Source organism: Caulobacter sp. SLTY (assembly GCF_009905535.1).
Taxonomy (GTDB): domain Bacteria; phylum Pseudomonadota; class Alphaproteobacteria; order Caulobacterales; family Caulobacteraceae; genus Caulobacter.
In genome coordinates this window covers 107,440-121,784 of the sequence record NZ_JAAALA010000001.1, presented here as the reverse complement: position 1 = coordinate 121,784, position 14,345 = coordinate 107,440, and the positions used below count along the sequence as shown (strand labels likewise).

At 69.1% G+C, this 14,345-nt stretch carries 10 protein-coding genes; 2 read left to right on the top strand and 8 right to left on the bottom strand.

All coding sequences use genetic code 11. The features are described 5' to 3' along the window. Positions 1-44: 44 nt before the first annotated feature. The 3 genes from GVN21_RS00495 to GVN21_RS00485 all read right to left on the bottom strand — a co-directional run bounded on the left by GVN21_RS00495 (position 45) and on the right by GVN21_RS00485 (position 2,962). Complete coding sequence (locus GVN21_RS00495; protein WP_166572737.1) at positions 45-1,094, bottom strand: hypothetical protein; 1,050 nt, start codon at positions 1,092-1,094, stop codon at positions 45-47. A gap of 33 nt (positions 1,095-1,127) precedes the next feature. Further along, positions 1,128-1,814, bottom strand: a complete 687-nt coding sequence (locus tag GVN21_RS00490; protein WP_166572736.1) for a glutathione S-transferase family protein — start codon at positions 1,812-1,814, stop codon at positions 1,128-1,130. Positions 1,815-1,876: 62 nt separating this feature from the next. Beyond that, complete coding sequence (locus GVN21_RS00485) at positions 1,877-2,962, bottom strand: citrate synthase/methylcitrate synthase (protein ID WP_166572735.1); 1,086 nt, start codon at positions 2,960-2,962, stop codon at positions 1,877-1,879. 96 nt (positions 2,963-3,058) lie between these two features. Here GVN21_RS00485 and GVN21_RS00480 point away from each other — a divergent pair, with 96 nt between their 5' ends. Continuing rightward, positions 3,059-4,207, top strand: coding sequence for a citrate synthase (locus GVN21_RS00480; protein WP_166572734.1), 1,149 nt, complete (start codon positions 3,059-3,061; stop codon positions 4,205-4,207). Here GVN21_RS00480 and GVN21_RS00475 read toward each other — a convergent pair. From GVN21_RS00475 to GVN21_RS00460, 4 genes are all read right to left on the bottom strand, one after another. Beyond that, a complete protein-coding gene (locus GVN21_RS00475) occupies positions 4,204-5,364 on the bottom strand; it encodes an aspartyl/asparaginyl beta-hydroxylase domain-containing protein (RefSeq protein WP_166572733.1) in 1,161 nt (386 codons plus the stop codon). The two genes, GVN21_RS00480 and GVN21_RS00475, sit on opposite strands and share 4 nt — an antisense overlap. A gap of 151 nt (positions 5,365-5,515) precedes the next feature. After that, positions 5,516-10,054: a glutamate synthase large subunit gene (gene gltB / locus GVN21_RS00470; RefSeq protein WP_166572732.1), complete on the bottom strand. Its 4,539-nt coding sequence runs from the start codon at positions 10,052-10,054 to the stop codon at positions 5,516-5,518. Further along, complete coding sequence (locus GVN21_RS00465; protein ID WP_166572731.1) at positions 10,051-10,488, bottom strand: hypothetical protein; 438 nt, start codon at positions 10,486-10,488, stop codon at positions 10,051-10,053. The genes gltB and GVN21_RS00465 overlap by 4 nt, the downstream gene beginning before the upstream one ends. Before the next feature lie 5 nt (positions 10,489-10,493). Further along, positions 10,494-11,930, bottom strand: a complete 1,437-nt coding sequence (locus GVN21_RS00460; RefSeq protein WP_166572730.1) for an NAD(P)-dependent oxidoreductase — start codon at positions 11,928-11,930, stop codon at positions 10,494-10,496. A 273-nt stretch (positions 11,931-12,203) separates the two neighbouring features. On the opposite strand from GVN21_RS00460, the gene GVN21_RS00455 reads away from it, so the two are divergent. Then, positions 12,204-13,007: an undecaprenyl-diphosphate phosphatase gene (locus GVN21_RS00455; RefSeq protein ID WP_166572729.1), complete on the top strand. Its 804-nt coding sequence runs from the start codon at positions 12,204-12,206 to the stop codon at positions 13,005-13,007. Between the two features lie 144 nt (positions 13,008-13,151). Here the strand turns inward: GVN21_RS00455 and argE are convergent, their stop codons facing one another. Beyond that, complete coding sequence (gene argE / locus GVN21_RS00450; protein WP_166572728.1) at positions 13,152-14,318, bottom strand: acetylornithine deacetylase; 1,167 nt, start codon at positions 14,316-14,318, stop codon at positions 13,152-13,154. Between the last annotated feature and the right edge of the window lie 27 nt (positions 14,319-14,345).

The following is a 14,345-nucleotide window of genomic DNA, read 5'->3' as shown; positions in this document are numbered from 1 at the left end:
GCAGGCGTTTGGCGGGGCGGGGCAAGGGATCTCCCGGCGGGTGATCAGATGGTCTTCAGCATGTCCATCCGCATCAACCGCAGTTCCACGCGACGATTGACCAGCGGTTCGAGCGGGTCGAGGTTCCAGGTCAGAAAATCCGGTCCGCCTGGCGACAGAATATTGTCGGCGACCGTGTCCAGGATGTCGGCGATCTGCAGTTCGATGGCGGCGGTCTGCTCGTAGCTGTTCATGGCCCGCACGATCATGTTCCTTAGAGGCCCGGCCGGAACGTCCGCCGTCAACTGGCGGATGGTCGTCTGGGCGTTCGGCCAGACCCGCTTGGCCTGGGCCCGGGCCTCCGCCACCTTCGCCTTCATCGCCTTGCCGGTGGCGGCCGTGTCTGACGAGCCCCCGTTGGGGTCGAAGGCCTCCTCCATGACACCCAACGCCAAGCCGAGCGCGTCGTTGCTGGCCTGGATCGACCGCGCCAATGGGATTTCAGGGTGGTCGGGACGGGTCGCGGCGGTGATCGCCAGGTTCAGCATCGCATTCTCGCTGCGCAGGCTCAGGCGGGTGCCCGCCAATGTCTTGCGATAGAGCGACTGTTTGGCCGTCACACTACCACCGGCGGCCTGGACGAGGTCGACGCGAAGGCTGGAGAGGAAGCGCTCGTTGTCTGCGGCGGATTCGCGAACGATTCCCGGCAGTTTCTCGAAGGCGGCCAGCTGCCGAGCGGCTTCGGGGCCCAGGCTCCGATACCGGCGCGCCAGCTCCATGGGTGGCGGCGCCAGGGCGGCGCCGCGCCCCTTCACCTCGGCGACCTTGCCGTCGGCCTCCTTCAGCCAGGCTTCGGCCCAGGCCCGCCCGGCGGGGCCGGTGGTATCCTCGGCGCTAGCCTTGATGACGCCGTCGATCAGATAGAGGGCTACGTTCTGGGCGTCGATCTGCACCTGGGTCACCGGCTCGGCCCATTTGACCAGGTCCGACAGCAGGGTCATCACTTCCCGCTCGGTATCGACCTTGCCGCCCGCGCGGGGCTGGGCCATTGCCGGTGACGGCAGCATCGGCCCCAAGGCGACGGCCGCAGCCAGGATCAGGTTCAGGATACGCATATCGAACTCCCCCAGGCGCCCCGGGGGACGCCGCTAGAAGTCCAGGTCGTCGTAGTGCCCGGCGGGGGCGAGGCCCGGCCAGCGGTCGGCCAACAGCGGCCGGAAGCACGGCCTGGACTTGACCTTCATGTACCAGGTCTTGGCGGCCGGGAAGTCGTTCCAGGGCACATCGCCGAAATAGTCGATCACCGAGATGTAGGCGGCGGCGGCGAAGTCGGCGAGCGACAGCCGCCGTCCGGCCAGCCAGTCCCGCGCCCGCAGCAGGCTTTCGAGGTATTTCAGGTGATGGCGCAGACCCTCGCGGCCGGCCCGCAGGTTCGCAAGCGCCGGCGCGCCCAGGCGCAACAGCCGCTTTTCCATCTTTTCGTGCAGCAGCGGGCCGGCGGCTTCGAAGTCGAACTTGCGGTCGAACCATTGCAGCAGGCGTCGCGCCTCGGCCCGGTCGGCGGCGTCGCGTCCGAGCAGGGGCGGCTCGGGATAGGCCTCCTCGAGGTGCTCGAGGATGGCGCGGGTCTCGCATATGACCAGCCGGCCGTTCGGCCCGGTCTCGACCAGCACGGGGAGAACCCCGGCGGGGTTGAGGGCCAACAGGTTGTCCGGCTCCTCCCAGTAGCGGACGACCTGGTCGGTGAAGGCCAGCCGTTTCTCGCCCAGGGCCAGTCGCACCTGGCGCGAGGCCGGGTCGAGGGGGAAGTGGTGAAGGGTGCGGTCGACGCTCATGGCCGGGACAACTCTGGCGAATCGTCCCGCTCATGCACTGGGTCGGATTAAGACGGCGTTTACTACGCAGCCTTCAGCGGGGTGGGTCCCACATAGACCGACTGCGGCCGGATCAACCGCCCGCCGGCAAGTTGCTCGCGGGCGTGGGCCAGCCAGCCAGCCGTGCGGCCCATGGCGAACACGCCGGTGAAGGCCGCCGGGGGGAAGGCCAGCGCTTCCAGCAGCAGGGCGGTGAAGAATTCCACGTTCACGTCGAGCGGGCGGCCCGGCCGATGCTCCTTGAGGATCGCCAGGGCGGCGGCCTCCACCGCCTCGGCGAAGGCCAGCCGCCCGGGCAGGCGGTCGGACTGTCCGGCCAGGCGGCGGACGGCCCCTTTCAGGGCGTCGGCGCGGGGGTCACGCACCCGGTAGATGCGGTGGCCAAAGCCCATCAGCCGCTCGCCCCGGTCCAGATCGGCCTCGATCCAGGGCCGGGCGTTCTCCGGCCGGCCGATCGCATCGAGCATCTCGATCACGGGGCCGGGCGCGCCGCCGTGCAGCGGGCCCTTGAGGGCCGAGATGCCGGCCAGGACCGCGCTGGTCAGCCCTGCGCGGGTCGAGGCCACCACCCTGGCGGCGAAGGTGGAGGCGTTGAGGCCGTGGTCGCAGACGGTGACCAGATAGGCGTCCAGCGCCTCGGCCTGGCCTGCGGCCGCCGGGCGGCCATGCAGCATGCGCAGGATGTCGGCGGCGTGGCCCAGGGCGGCGTCTGGGGCGATGGGCGCCTCGCCGGCCTGCAGCCGCACGATGGCCGGGGTGAACACCGCCGGCGCGGCCAGCAGGGCCAATGCGGTGTCCAGGTCGTCACCGTCCGGCAGGCGGGCGGTCAGGGCGCGCATGGCCTCGACCGGACCGAGGGCCAGCAGGCCGTCGTCGACCGCCTGGACCTCCTCGAAAACCTTGGCGCGGGCGGCCCCTAGCGCCGATGTCAGGTCTTGCGGCAGGTCGTCGAAGAAGCCGTCGAACAGCAGACGGGCGATCTCCTCGAAGCGCGTTCGCCCGACAAGTTGGTCCAGCGTCCAGCCCCGGATCACCAGGCGGCCGGCATGGCCATCGACTTCAGAGAGGACGGTGCGGGCGGCGACAACGTCGTCGAGACCTTCGGACATGTTCAATTCCCCATTTCTCACTTGTATGGCGGGAGAATTCGGGCTGATATTGATCGTCGTCAATCTTGATCAATATAATCAACATGGGTCTTGGCAATGTCTCAGGACTGGATCAGCCGGGAAGCGGCCCTGCAGCGCCTGGGGGTGCGACCCCAGACCCTCTACGCCTATGTCAGCCGGGGACGGGTCGATGCCCGGCCGGACCCGGACGACCCTCGTCGCAGCCTTTATCGCGCCGCCGACATCGGCGCCCTGACCGACCGGCGGGCGCGGGGCCGCAAGGCCTCGGCCGTGGCCCAGAGCGCGATCGCCTGGGGCGAGCCGGTGCTGGCCAGCGCGATCACCACCATCTCGGACGGCCGGCTCTGGTACCGGGGCCGCGACGCCTCCCGCCTGTCGGAGACAGAGACGCTCGAGGCGGTGGCCCGACTGCTGCGCGGCGGCCATGGGGCGGTGCTGAAGGCGATGGCGCGACCCGATCCTCCGACCCTGGCCGACGGCCGAGCCCGGCTGTTCGCCGCCCTGGCAGCGCGGGCCGCCGAGGAGCCGCCGGCGCGGGGCCGGGCGCCCCTGGCCCTGGCCATGGAGGGCTCGGCGCTGCTGGACGTGGTCGCCGACGCGGTCTGCGGCGCGCCGGGAACCGGGCCGATCCATGATCGATTGGCGGTCGCCTGGGGCCGACCGGACGCCGCCGACGTCATCCGTCGGGCCCTGGTGCTGCTGGCCGACCATGAGCTGAACGCCTCGACCTTCGCGGCCAGGGTGGCCGCCTCGACCGGCGCTGGCCTCGCGGCGGCGGCCTTGGCCGGCCTCTGCGCCCTGTCGGGGCCGCTGCATGGCGGGATGGCGGCGCGAGTGCTGAACCTGGTCGAGGAGTCCCGGCGCATCGGCCCCCGGGCCACCGTGGAGGGCCGCCTGGCCCGCGCCGCGCCCACGCCGGGCTTTGGCCATCCCCTCTATCCCGAGGGCGACCCCCGCGCCGATGCCCTGCTGGCCGCCTGTCCGCCGACCGAGGACCTTGCCGCCCTGTTGGAGGCGGTCGAGAGCGGCACCGGCGAGCGGGCCAACATCGACTTTGCGCTCGTGGCCATGGCGGAGGCCCTGGGCCTGCCCGACGACGCCCCGTTCCTGCTGTTCGCGGTCGCCCGCTCGGCCGGCTGGATCGCCCATGCGGTGGAGGAGGGCTCGGGCGGCCGGCTGATCCGGCCAAGGGCGAGATATGTGGGCCCGGCGGTCGGCGGTTAGCCCGCGTAGAAGCTCTTCTTTGCCAGCATCATCTCGCCGATCAGCTCGCGTTCGGCCTCGCTGAGCAGCGGGTTCCAGACGTCGAAGATCAGGATCACCCGCAGGCTGTCGGCGTCGTTCCAGGCCTCGTGTTCGATGGTGTCGTCGAAGGCCCAGGCCTGGCCCATTTTCCAGTCGCGGATGTCGTTGCCGACCCGGAAGCGGGCCGGGCCGGGCAGGATCAGCGGCAGGTGGACGAGCAGGCGGGCGTTGGTCGAGCCGGTGTGCGGCGGGATATGGGTGTGGGCCTCCAGGGCCGAGAACAGGGCGGTGGGGGCGAACTCCGGCTGGTCGGCCAGGGGCAGGCGGGAGAGCAGGTCCGCCGTTCCCGGGCACTGGGCGCAGGCGGCCTCCTGCTTGCGACCATCCTTCCAGAGCCAGAGCGAGCGCCAGCGGCGAGATTTGTTGAGTTCCGCCCACTGATTGACCGGGGCGCCGGCCGGATAGTCGATATAGGGCGCGAAGTCGGCGTCGGCGGCGGCCAGGGCGGCTTCCAGTTCGCCGCGGATCATGTCGGTGGCCGCTTCCAGTTCCGGCAGCCAGGGGAAGTGTTCGCGGTCGAAGAAGGGGATGGCCGGCAGGCGCGGATAGTGAAAATCGACGGGGTCGGACACATAGGCCTTCCGACGGCCGGCGAGAATCTCCAGGGACTCGTCGAACCGCTCGAGGCTGCAATTCCCGTGGCGGTCCTTCACCGCCGCGATCTGGGCCTGGATGTGCTCGGCCAGCCTGTCGGCGTTTTCGCTCACCACCTGCCGGGCGCGGGCCAGCGGTCCGGCGACACCGGGGGGCAGCCGGTCGGTCGGCGGGGCGATCTTCAGCACGATCTCGTAGACGGGCGCGGCCTGGCGTGGGCCGGCCACCTGCTCGACCAGGGCGCCTTTCGAGAGCATGGCCATGAAGTGGTAGGGATCGGCCATCAGCACCCGGTCCAGGGTGGCGATGGCGCCCGGCATATCGCCCGCGACCCGTTGGGCCAGGGCGATGTTCATCAGGATGTTGAGGTCTTCCGGCGCCTGGGCGCGGGCCTGCTCCAGCATGGCCATCGCCGCGCGGCCATCCCGCCGCTGCAATGCCGCCATAGCCTCACCGACCAACACCGACGTATCCGACGCCATTCCACTCCCCGCGCAGCCCTCGCGTTGCCGTAAGGGTTAGCGGGGGGATGGGGCCTGGGCGACCGGCAAGATGACAAAACGGTAATGCTGCGACAGCATGTCGCGGAACGCGGTTCGTTCAGCTGAACATGCTCAGCGAAAGGCCCGTTTTCTAGGCACGTTCGTGAACGGTCTCCTCCGCCACCAACGGATGGTCGATCCGGCCGAGCATCTCCTTGGGACAGACCTGCCAGACGTGGTTACGAACCCGGTCCCAGTCGCGCAGCAGACCTTCGGCGAAGGCAGACCCCGTTTCATGGGCGTGCTCCCGGACCAGCCGCAGCAGCACCTCCTCCCAGTGGGCCGAGGCCAGCCGCTGGACCACCACGCTGTCGGGGTTGACGCAGTTCTTGAAGCGGTCGGCCAGATCCAGGACGAAGGCCATGCCGCCGGTCATCCCGGCCGCGAAGTTGTCGCCCACCGGTCCCAGGATCACCGCCGTGCCGCCGGTCATGTACTCGCAGCCGTTGGCGCCGACGCCCTCGACCACCGCCGTCGCGCCGCTGTTGCGCACCGCGAACCGCTCGCCCGCCTGGCCGGCGGCGAACAGCTTGCCGCTGGTTGCCCCATAGAGGACCGTGTTGCCGAGAATGACGTTGGTCTCCGGCGCCACCAGGTGGCGGGAGGGTCGGATGACGATGGTCGCTCCCGACAGTCCCTTGCCGACATAGTCGTTGGCCTCGCCGGTCAACAGGATGCGCAGGCCCCGCACCGCGAAGGCGCCCAGGCTCTGACCGGCCGAGCCCTTCAGCTCCAGGGTCAGGTGTCCGGCGGGCAGGGCGCTCATCCCGAACTTGCGGACGATGTGGCTGGAGATGCGGGCGCCGATGGCGCGGGCGGTGTTTCGCACCGTGTAGGTCAGCTGCATCTTCTCGCCCCGCTGCAGCAGGGGGGCGGCGTCGCGGACGATCTGGGCGTCGAGGGTGTCGGGCACCGCGTTGCGGCCCACCACGGTCGAATAGGGCGGGTTGGAGCCCGGATCGGCGCGAACCAGCAGCGGGTTGAGGTCGAGGTCGTCGAGGTGCTCGCCGCCCCGGCTGACCTGGGCCAGCAGGTCGGTGCGGCCGACCACTTCCAGCAGGGAACGGAAGCCCAGTTCGGCGAGGATTTCCCGCACCTCCTCGGCGATGAAGGTGAAGAGGTTGATCACCTTCTCCGGCGTGCCGGTGAACTTGGCGCGCAGGGCCTCGTCCTGGGTGCAGACCCCCACCGGGCAGGTGTTGGAATGGCACTGGCGGACCATGATGCAGCCCATGGCGATCAGGCTGGCGGTGCCGATGCCGAACTCCTCGGCCCCCAGCATGGCGGCCATGACGACGTCCCGGCCGGTGCGCAGGCCCCCGTCGGTGCGGAGGGTGACGTGGTGGCGCAGGTTGTTCAGCGTCAGCACCTGGTTGGCCTCGCTGAGGCCCAGTTCCCAGGGTGAGCCGGCGTACTTGATCGAGGTCTGGGGCGAGGCGCCGGTGCCGCCGACGTTGCCGGAGATCAGGATGACGTCGGCCTTGGCCTTGGCGACCCCGGCCGCGATGGCGCCGATGCCGGTCATCGAGACCAGCTTCACCGTCACCCGGGCGTCGGGGTTGATCTGCTTGAGGTCATAGATGAGCTGGGCCAGGTCCTCGATCGAATAGATGTCGTGGTGCGGCGGCGGGCTGATCAGCATCACCCCCGGTGTCGCGTGGCGAAGCCGCGCGATCAGCTCGGTGACCTTGAAGCCGGGCAGTTGGCCCCCCTCACCGGGCTTGGCGCCCTGGGCGACCTTGATCTCGATCTCGCGGCATTCGTTCAGGTACTCGGCGGTGACCCCGAACCGTCCCGAAGCGATCTGCTTGACCGCGCTGTTGGGGTTGTCGCCGTTGGGCAGGGGGCGATAGCGAGCGCGGTCCTCGCCGCCCTCGCCGCTGACCGACTTGGCCCCGATGCGGTTCATGGCGATGTTCAGCGCCCCGTGGGCCTCCGGCGCCAGGGCGCCCAGGCTCATGCCGGGGGTGAGGAAGCGCTTGCGGATCTCGTTGACGCTTTCGACCTCGTCCAGGCTGACCGGGCCGCGGCCCTTGCGGAAGTCCAGCAGGTGGCGCGGCTGGCTGGCCTTCTGGCGCGACAGCCCGGCCGACCAGCGCTTGTAGGTCTCGTAGTCACCGGTATTGCAGGCCGCCTGCAGGGTATGGATCAGCCGGGCCTCGAAGGCGTGCGCCTCCCCTGAACGCCGGGCCTTGTAGAAGCCGCCGACGGGCAGGGCGATGGCCGCCTGTTCCCAGGCGCGGCGGTGGATTTCCACCGTCTTGGCCTCGATGCCGGCCAGGCCGATGCCGGAAATGCGGCTGGGCATGCCCGGGAAGAATTCCGCCGCCAGCGACCGCGACAGGCCCATGGCCTCGAAGTTGTAGCCGCCGCGATAGCTGGAGATCACCGCGATCCCCATCTTCGAAATGATCTTCAACAGACCCTGCTCGATGGCCGTCTTGAAGTTCACGCACACGTCGCGAAGGGACAGCTCCCCCGCCAGTCCGCGCTCCAGCCGGTCCTGGAAGCTTTCCTGGGCCAGCCAGGCGTTGACCGCCGTGGCCCCCACCCCGACCAGCACCGCGAAATAGTGGGTGTCCATGCACTCGGCCGAGCGCACGATAATCGAGACGTAGCTGCGCAGGCCCTTGGCCACCAGGTGAGCATGCACCCCGGCGGTGGCCAGGATCATCGGCAGTCCCACCCGGTCAGGTCCGCTTTCGGTGTCGGTCAGCACGATGGTGGAACAGCCTCGCAGGGCGGCGTCCTCGGCTTCCGCCTTCACCCGGTCGAGGTTGGCCCGCAGGGCGTCGCCCGCCCGCGCCTCGGCCGCCGGCAACGGCATGGTGCAGTCGATGACGGCCAGGTTCTTGCCGGCGATGTAGCCGAGGATCCGCTCGTACATCCCGGTGGTCAGCACCGGGCTTTCCAGCACATAGACGTCGGTCTGGGCCTCGTCCTGGGCCAGGATGTTGCCGAGGTTCTTGAACCGGGTCTTCAGGCTCATCACGCCGGTCTCCCGCAAGGGATCGATCGGCGGGTTGGTCACCTGGCTGAAGTTCTGGCGGAAGAAGTGGCTGAGCGGCCGATAGCGGTCGGAGAGCACGGCCAGGGGCGCATCATCGCCCATCGAGCCGACGGCCTCCTTGCCGTCCTCGACCATGGGGGCGAGGACCATTTCCAGGTCTTCCAGGCTGTAGCCGGCCGCCGTCTGGCGCCGGGTCAGCTCCTCGCGCCCACAGCGGCGCGGTTCGGGCCCGGGGCCGATCTCCTTTTCGAGATCGACCATGTTGCCGAGCCATTCGGTGTAGGGATGGCGGGCGGCCAGTTCGTCGATGATGTCTTCCTCGCCGAACATCCGCCCGGCGTTGAGGTCCACCGCAATCATCCGACCGGGCTGGATGGTCAGCTTGCGGCTGATCCGCTCGTCCGGCACGCCGCACATGCCCGCTTCGGAGCCGACAATCAGCAGCCCGTCATCGGTCAGCGCCGCCCGCAGGGGCCGCAGGCCGTTGCGGTCCTTGCCGGCGACCACCCAGCGGCCATCGGTGCCGCACAGGGCGGCCGGCCCGTCCCAGGGCTCCATTACCGCGTTGCAGTAGCTGTAGAGCGCCTTGTGCGCGGGCTTGATCTGCTCGTCGGTCTTGGCGTTCCAGGCTTCGGGGATCAGCAGGGCCTTGGCCATCGGCGCGTCGCGCCCGGCGCGGACCAGCACCTCGAAGGTGTTGTCGAGGGCGGCGCTGTCGCTCCCGCCCGGCTGGATCACCGGCTTGATGTCGTCCCCGAAGTCCCCAAAGGCCTGGGCGGCCATGCGGATCTCATGGCTCTTCATCCAGTTGATGTTGCCCTTGATGGTGTTGATCTCGCCGTTGTGGGCGATCATCCGGAAGGGCTGGGCCAGCCGCCATTGCGGGAAGGTGTTGGTCGAGTAGCGCTGGTGGAAGATGGCCACCGCCGCCTCGAACCGCTCGTCGGTCAGGTCCGGGTAGAAGGCGTCGATGCTCTCGGCCAGGAACATGCCCTTGTAGATCAGCGACCGGGCCGACAGGCTGCAGAGGTAGAAGTCGCTGATGCCGGCGGCGGTGACCTTCTTCTCGATCCGCTTGCGGGCCAGGAACAGGGCGCGCTCCAGCGCCTCGCCGTCCATGCCGGGCGGGGGGCTGAGCATGATCTGCTCGATCTCGGGCCGGGTGGCGTTGGCCTTCTCGCCGATCACCGAGGTGTCGACCGGCACCTGGCGCCAGCCGTAGATATAGAAGCCGAACCGCAAGGTCTCGCTCTCGACGATGGTCCGGCAGGCCTCCTGGGCGCCCAGGTCGGTGCGCGGCAGGAACACCTGGCCCACGGCGATGGGCCCCGGCCGCAGGGCATGGCCGGTGCCCGCCACCTGCTCGGCGAAGAAGGCCTGAGGCACGCTGACCAGCACGCCGGCCCCGTCACCGGTCTTGCCGTCGGCATCGACCGCCCCCCGGTGCCAGACGGCCTTCAGCGCCTTGATGGCCAGCTCCACGACTTCGCGGCGCGGCTTGCCGTCGATGGCGCAGACCAGGCCGACGCCGCAGTTGTCGCGCTCGGAGGCGGGATCGTAGGCGTGGCCGTCGATCAGGGTCTGGCGGTTCTTGAAGTAGAGGTCGAGGACGTCGCTCATGTGTCATTCCGTCCAGGCTGAGGGGCGGCGTCTGGAGAAGTCATCTCCAGCATCATCTCGTAGGTGTCAGCAGGCGCTTCATCGAATGCGCCGCCGCCGCCTTCATCAAAAGCCTCGCGCCACATGGCGTAGCCTTCTTCGAAGTTAGCTGAGAGTGCGCGCGCGCCGGGCTGGAGCGTGCAAAATTCCAACGCGCCATCAACGAAGGGCGTATGTCCGATCTCGCGATGCGGGGCGTCGGGCGCATCGTTGAACATCGAAACGCTGATGAAGGTTTGCCCCTGCTTGTGGTCGATCCTTCCGACGACCAGCGTCAGGGTCAAATCGCTGTCGGGCGAGTCGCATTCGTAGATTTGGCCAACGGCGACATCGCCCGCCCAGGCTGGCGTCGCAGCAGCGATCAAGATGGCGGCCAGGACAGGAGCGGTACGCATCCTCATCACTCCGCCGCCACGAGCACGGGGGCCGACAGCTGCTTGTGGATGGCCGCCGCGGCGTCGAAACCGTCGCGGATGGCCCAGACGACCAGGCTGGCGCCGCGGGCGATGTCGCCGGCGGCGTAGACGCCAGGCAGGTTCGTCGCCTTGGACCGGCGGTCGATCTTCACCGTGCCGGCGCGGCTGACCTCCAGGTCGGGGGAGCCCAGCGTGGTCGGCAGGTCTTCCGGGTCGAAACCCAGAGCCTTGATCACCAGGTCGGCCTTGATCTCGAAGTCGCCGTTCTCGATCGGCTCAGGGCTCTGGCGGCCGGAGGCGTCGGCGGGGCCCAGCCGCATGCGGGCGGCCCGCACGCCGCCGGCGCGGCCGGCGTCGCCGGTCACCGCGCGGGGCCCGGCCAGCCATTCGAAGACCACGCCCTCTTCCTCGGCGTTCTGCACCTCGCGCAGGGATCCCGGCATGTTCTCCCGGTCGCGCCGATAGAGGCAGGTGACGCTTTCCGCCCCCTGGCGGATCGCGGTGCGGACGCAGTCCATGGCGGTGTCCCCGCCGCCGACCACCACGACATTCTTGCCCTGGGCGTCCAGTTCGCCGCTGTCGAAGGCCGGCACGGCGTCGCCATAGCCCTTGCGGTTGGAGGCGGTCAGATAGTCGAGGGCCGCCACCACTCCGCCCGACCCGGCGCCCGGCACGGGCAGATCCTTGGCGGCATAGACGCCGGTGGCCAGCAGCACGGCGTCATGGGTGCGGCGCAGGTCCTCAAGGGTGGCGTCGCGGCCGACCTCGAAGTTCAGCTTGAAGACGATGCCGCCCTCGGCCAGCCGGTCGGTGCGCCGCGCGACCACGTCCTTCTCAAGCTTGAAGCCGGGGATGCCATAGACCAGCAGGCCGCCCGGCCGGTCGTAGCGATCATAGACGGTAACGTCATAGCCCAGCTCGAACAGGCGCTCGGCGGCCGACAGGCCCGCCGGCCCGGCGCCGACCACGCCGACCGACTGGCCGCGCGACGGCCCCTGGACCAGGGGCGCGACCCAGCCCTCTTCCCAGGCCTTGTCGTTGATGTAGCGCTCGACCGCGCCGATGGTGACCGTGCCGTGGCCCGACTGTTCGATCACGCAATTGCCCTCGCACAGCCGATCCTGAGGGCAGATGCGGCCGCAGATCTCGGGCATGGCGTTGGTCGCCTGGGAAAGCTGGTAGGCCTCCTCCAGACGCCCGGCGGCGGTCATCCGCAGCCAGTCGGGGATGTTGTTGTGCAGCGGGCAGTGGGTCTGACAGAAGGGGATGCCGCATTGCGAGCACCGCGAGGCCTGCTCGGCCGCCTTGGCGTCGATGAAATCGGCGTAGATTTCGTGGAAGTCGCGGTCGCGACTGGAAGCCGCCCGCTTCTCGGGCGTCCGCCGGTCGATCACCGTGAACTTCAGCATACGTTCGGCCATCGGTGTCTTCGCCCATCCCCAGGGGTCAAAAGTTGCGCGAGAGGCGTCTTACTGGGGCAGCGGCGCAACAAGAATGCCATCGTCTATAAATTGGACTGACTTCCTGGTGATGCTGTGGTCGCAGGCGCCCGATGCCACGGTCTGAAGCGCTTATTGTCCTATAAATTGACAATACGGTTGGTGGGTGGTTTTTCAGCGCAGCTCCCGCTCGGCCTCTTGCCATCGCCAGCGCCAGCCGGGACAAGGCTTTCCCATTCTGCGAGGGGCCCCCGAATGCCTGACTGGCTGTCCGCCATCATCCTTGGCCTGGTCGAGGGCCTGACCGAGTTCATCCCGGTCTCCTCCACGGGCCACCTGTTGCTGGCCGCTGATCTGCTGGGGCTGGACGGCGAGTTCTGGGACACCTTCGTGGTGATGATCCAGCTAGGGGCGATCCTGGCGGTCGTCGCCCTCTACTTCCAGCGCCTGTGGCAGGTGCTGATCGGCCTGCCGACCAAGCCCGAGGCCCGCCGCTTCGCCCTGTCGGTGCTGATCGCCTTCATCCCGGCGGTAGTGCTGGGCCTGGCCCTGCACGACTTCATCAAGGCGGTGCTGTTCAACCCGATCATCGTCTGCTGGTCCCTGATCCTTGGCGGCTTCGTGCTCCTGGCCATCGACCGCTGGCGGCCCCAGCCCGTGGTGACCGACGCCATGCAGACCCCGCTGCTGACGGCGCTGGGCGTCGGGCTGATCCAGTGCCTGTCGATGATCCCCGGCGTCTCGCGTTCCGGCGCGACCATTGTCGGTGGGGTGTTGATGAAGATGGAGCGCCGGGCGGCCGCCGAGTTCAGCTTCTTCCTGGCCATCCCCACCATGGTCGGCGCCTTTACCCTCGATTTCATCGAGGGCCGCGAACAGATCTTCGCCCGCGCCGACGGCCTGTGGATCATCGCGCTCGGCTTCCTGGTGTCCTTCGTCTCCGGCTGGATCGTCATCAAGTGGATGCTGGGTTTCATCGACCGCCACGGCCTCAGCCCCTTCGGTTGGTGGCGGATCGCGGCCGGCATCGCGGGCTTGGCCTGGTTCACGCTGACTTAATCTCCGTCATCCCGGCCGTAGCGCGCAGCGCGTAGAGCCGGGACCCAGAAGGGCGTGATCTCGCCGCCCGACGCAGCTTTGCATCCAGCGCCCTGTCACGCCTGGGTCCCGGATCGCCCCTTCGGGACGTCCGGGATGACGGGGTTAGGATAAGGCTTCAACGAGTCTGGTCATGAAGCCCGCTCCGCGCCTGAGTTGGGCGATCTCGATCCATTCGTCCGGCTGGTGCGCCTGGTCGATCCAGCCCGGGCCGCACAGCACGACCGGGAAGCCGCCCCGCTGGAACTGCCCGGCCTCGGCCGCGTAGGACACCGCCCGCAACGGCCCGTTGTCGCCCGCCAGCCGGCGCGCCAGCGCCTCGGCCGGTCCGCCCGGCTCCAGGGCCAGGGAGGGCACGTCGCTGTACAGCGACCAGACCACCCCCGCCCCCTCGGCCTTGGCCTTGAGCTGCGCATCCATCGCCGCGCACCGCTCCCAGAACGGCGCCAGCAGGGCATGCGGGTCCTGGTCCGCCGGACAGCGCAGGTCAAAGGAGAACTCGCACTCTCGGGCCAGGATGTTCACCGCCGTGCCGCCGTGGATCAGGCCGATGGTCAGGGTGGCGTGGCCGGGCTCGAAGGGGGAGGCGGGATCGGCCTGCGCCGCCAGCCGATCAGCGAGGGCCTTCAACTCGCCCATCAGCTCCAGCGCCGCCATGTTGGCCGAGACGCCCAGGTGGGTCTGGCTGGAATGGGCCTCCTTGCCGGTGACCACCACCTTGGCCGACAGGATGCCCTTGTGCGCCCCCACCACCTCCATCCCGGTCGGCTCTCCGACCACGGCAAGAGCCGGCGGCGGGTTTTCTGCCGCCAACGCCTCGATCATCGCCGGCGCCCCCAGGCAGCCGATCTCCTCGTCATAGGAAAACGCCAGCCACACCGGCGCCTTCAGCTCCGCCGCCGTCAGGTCCGGCACGGCGGCCAGCGCCAGGGCCACGAACCCCTTCATGTCGGCGCTGCCACGGCCGTACAGCCGCCCGTCCTTCTCGGTCAGTACGAAGGGATCGGTCGACCAGGGCTGGCCATCCACCGGCACCACGTCGGTATGCCCCGACAGGATCACGCCCCCTTCGGTCGCAGGTCCGATCCGCGCCATCAGGTTGGCCTTGGTCCCGTCGGCGTTGGCGATGCGGCGGGCGTTGACGCCATGGCCGGCGAGATAGCCCTCCACCCAATCGATCAGCGGCAGGTTGGAGTCCCGCGAAGTGGTGTCGAACCCGACCAAGGTGGCGAGGATATCGACCGCGCGGTCGTGCAGGGTTTCGGAATTCATCCGCCCATATAGCTGTCATCCTTCGGG

Excerpts from the sequence above, each read along its gene's own strand:
- GVN21_RS00495 (WP_166572737.1), bottom strand. The coding sequence starts at position 1,094 with ATGCGTATCCTGAACCTGATCCTGGCTGCGGCCGTCGCCTTGGGGCCG.
- GVN21_RS00490 (WP_166572736.1), bottom strand. The coding sequence starts at position 1,814 with ATGAGCGTCGACCGCACCCTTCACCACTTCCCCCTCGACCCGGCCTCG.
- GVN21_RS00485 (WP_166572735.1), bottom strand. The coding sequence starts at position 2,962 with ATGTCCGAAGGTCTCGACGACGTTGTCGCCGCCCGCACCGTCCTCTCT.
- GVN21_RS00480 (WP_166572734.1), top strand. The coding sequence starts at position 3,059 with ATGTCTCAGGACTGGATCAGCCGGGAAGCGGCCCTGCAGCGCCTGGGG.
- GVN21_RS00475 (WP_166572733.1), bottom strand. The coding sequence starts at position 5,364 with ATGGCGTCGGATACGTCGGTGTTGGTCGGTGAGGCTATGGCGGCATTG.
- gltB (WP_166572732.1), bottom strand. The coding sequence starts at position 10,054 with ATGAGCGACGTCCTCGACCTCTACTTCAAGAACCGCCAGACCCTGATC.
- GVN21_RS00465 (WP_166572731.1), bottom strand. The coding sequence starts at position 10,488 with ATGCGTACCGCTCCTGTCCTGGCCGCCATCTTGATCGCTGCTGCGACG.
- GVN21_RS00460 (WP_166572730.1), bottom strand. The coding sequence starts at position 11,930 with ATGGCCGAACGTATGCTGAAGTTCACGGTGATCGACCGGCGGACGCCC.
- GVN21_RS00455 (WP_166572729.1), top strand. The coding sequence starts at position 12,204 with ATGCCTGACTGGCTGTCCGCCATCATCCTTGGCCTGGTCGAGGGCCTG.
- argE (WP_166572728.1), bottom strand. The coding sequence starts at position 14,318 with ATGAATTCCGAAACCCTGCACGACCGCGCGGTCGATATCCTCGCCACC.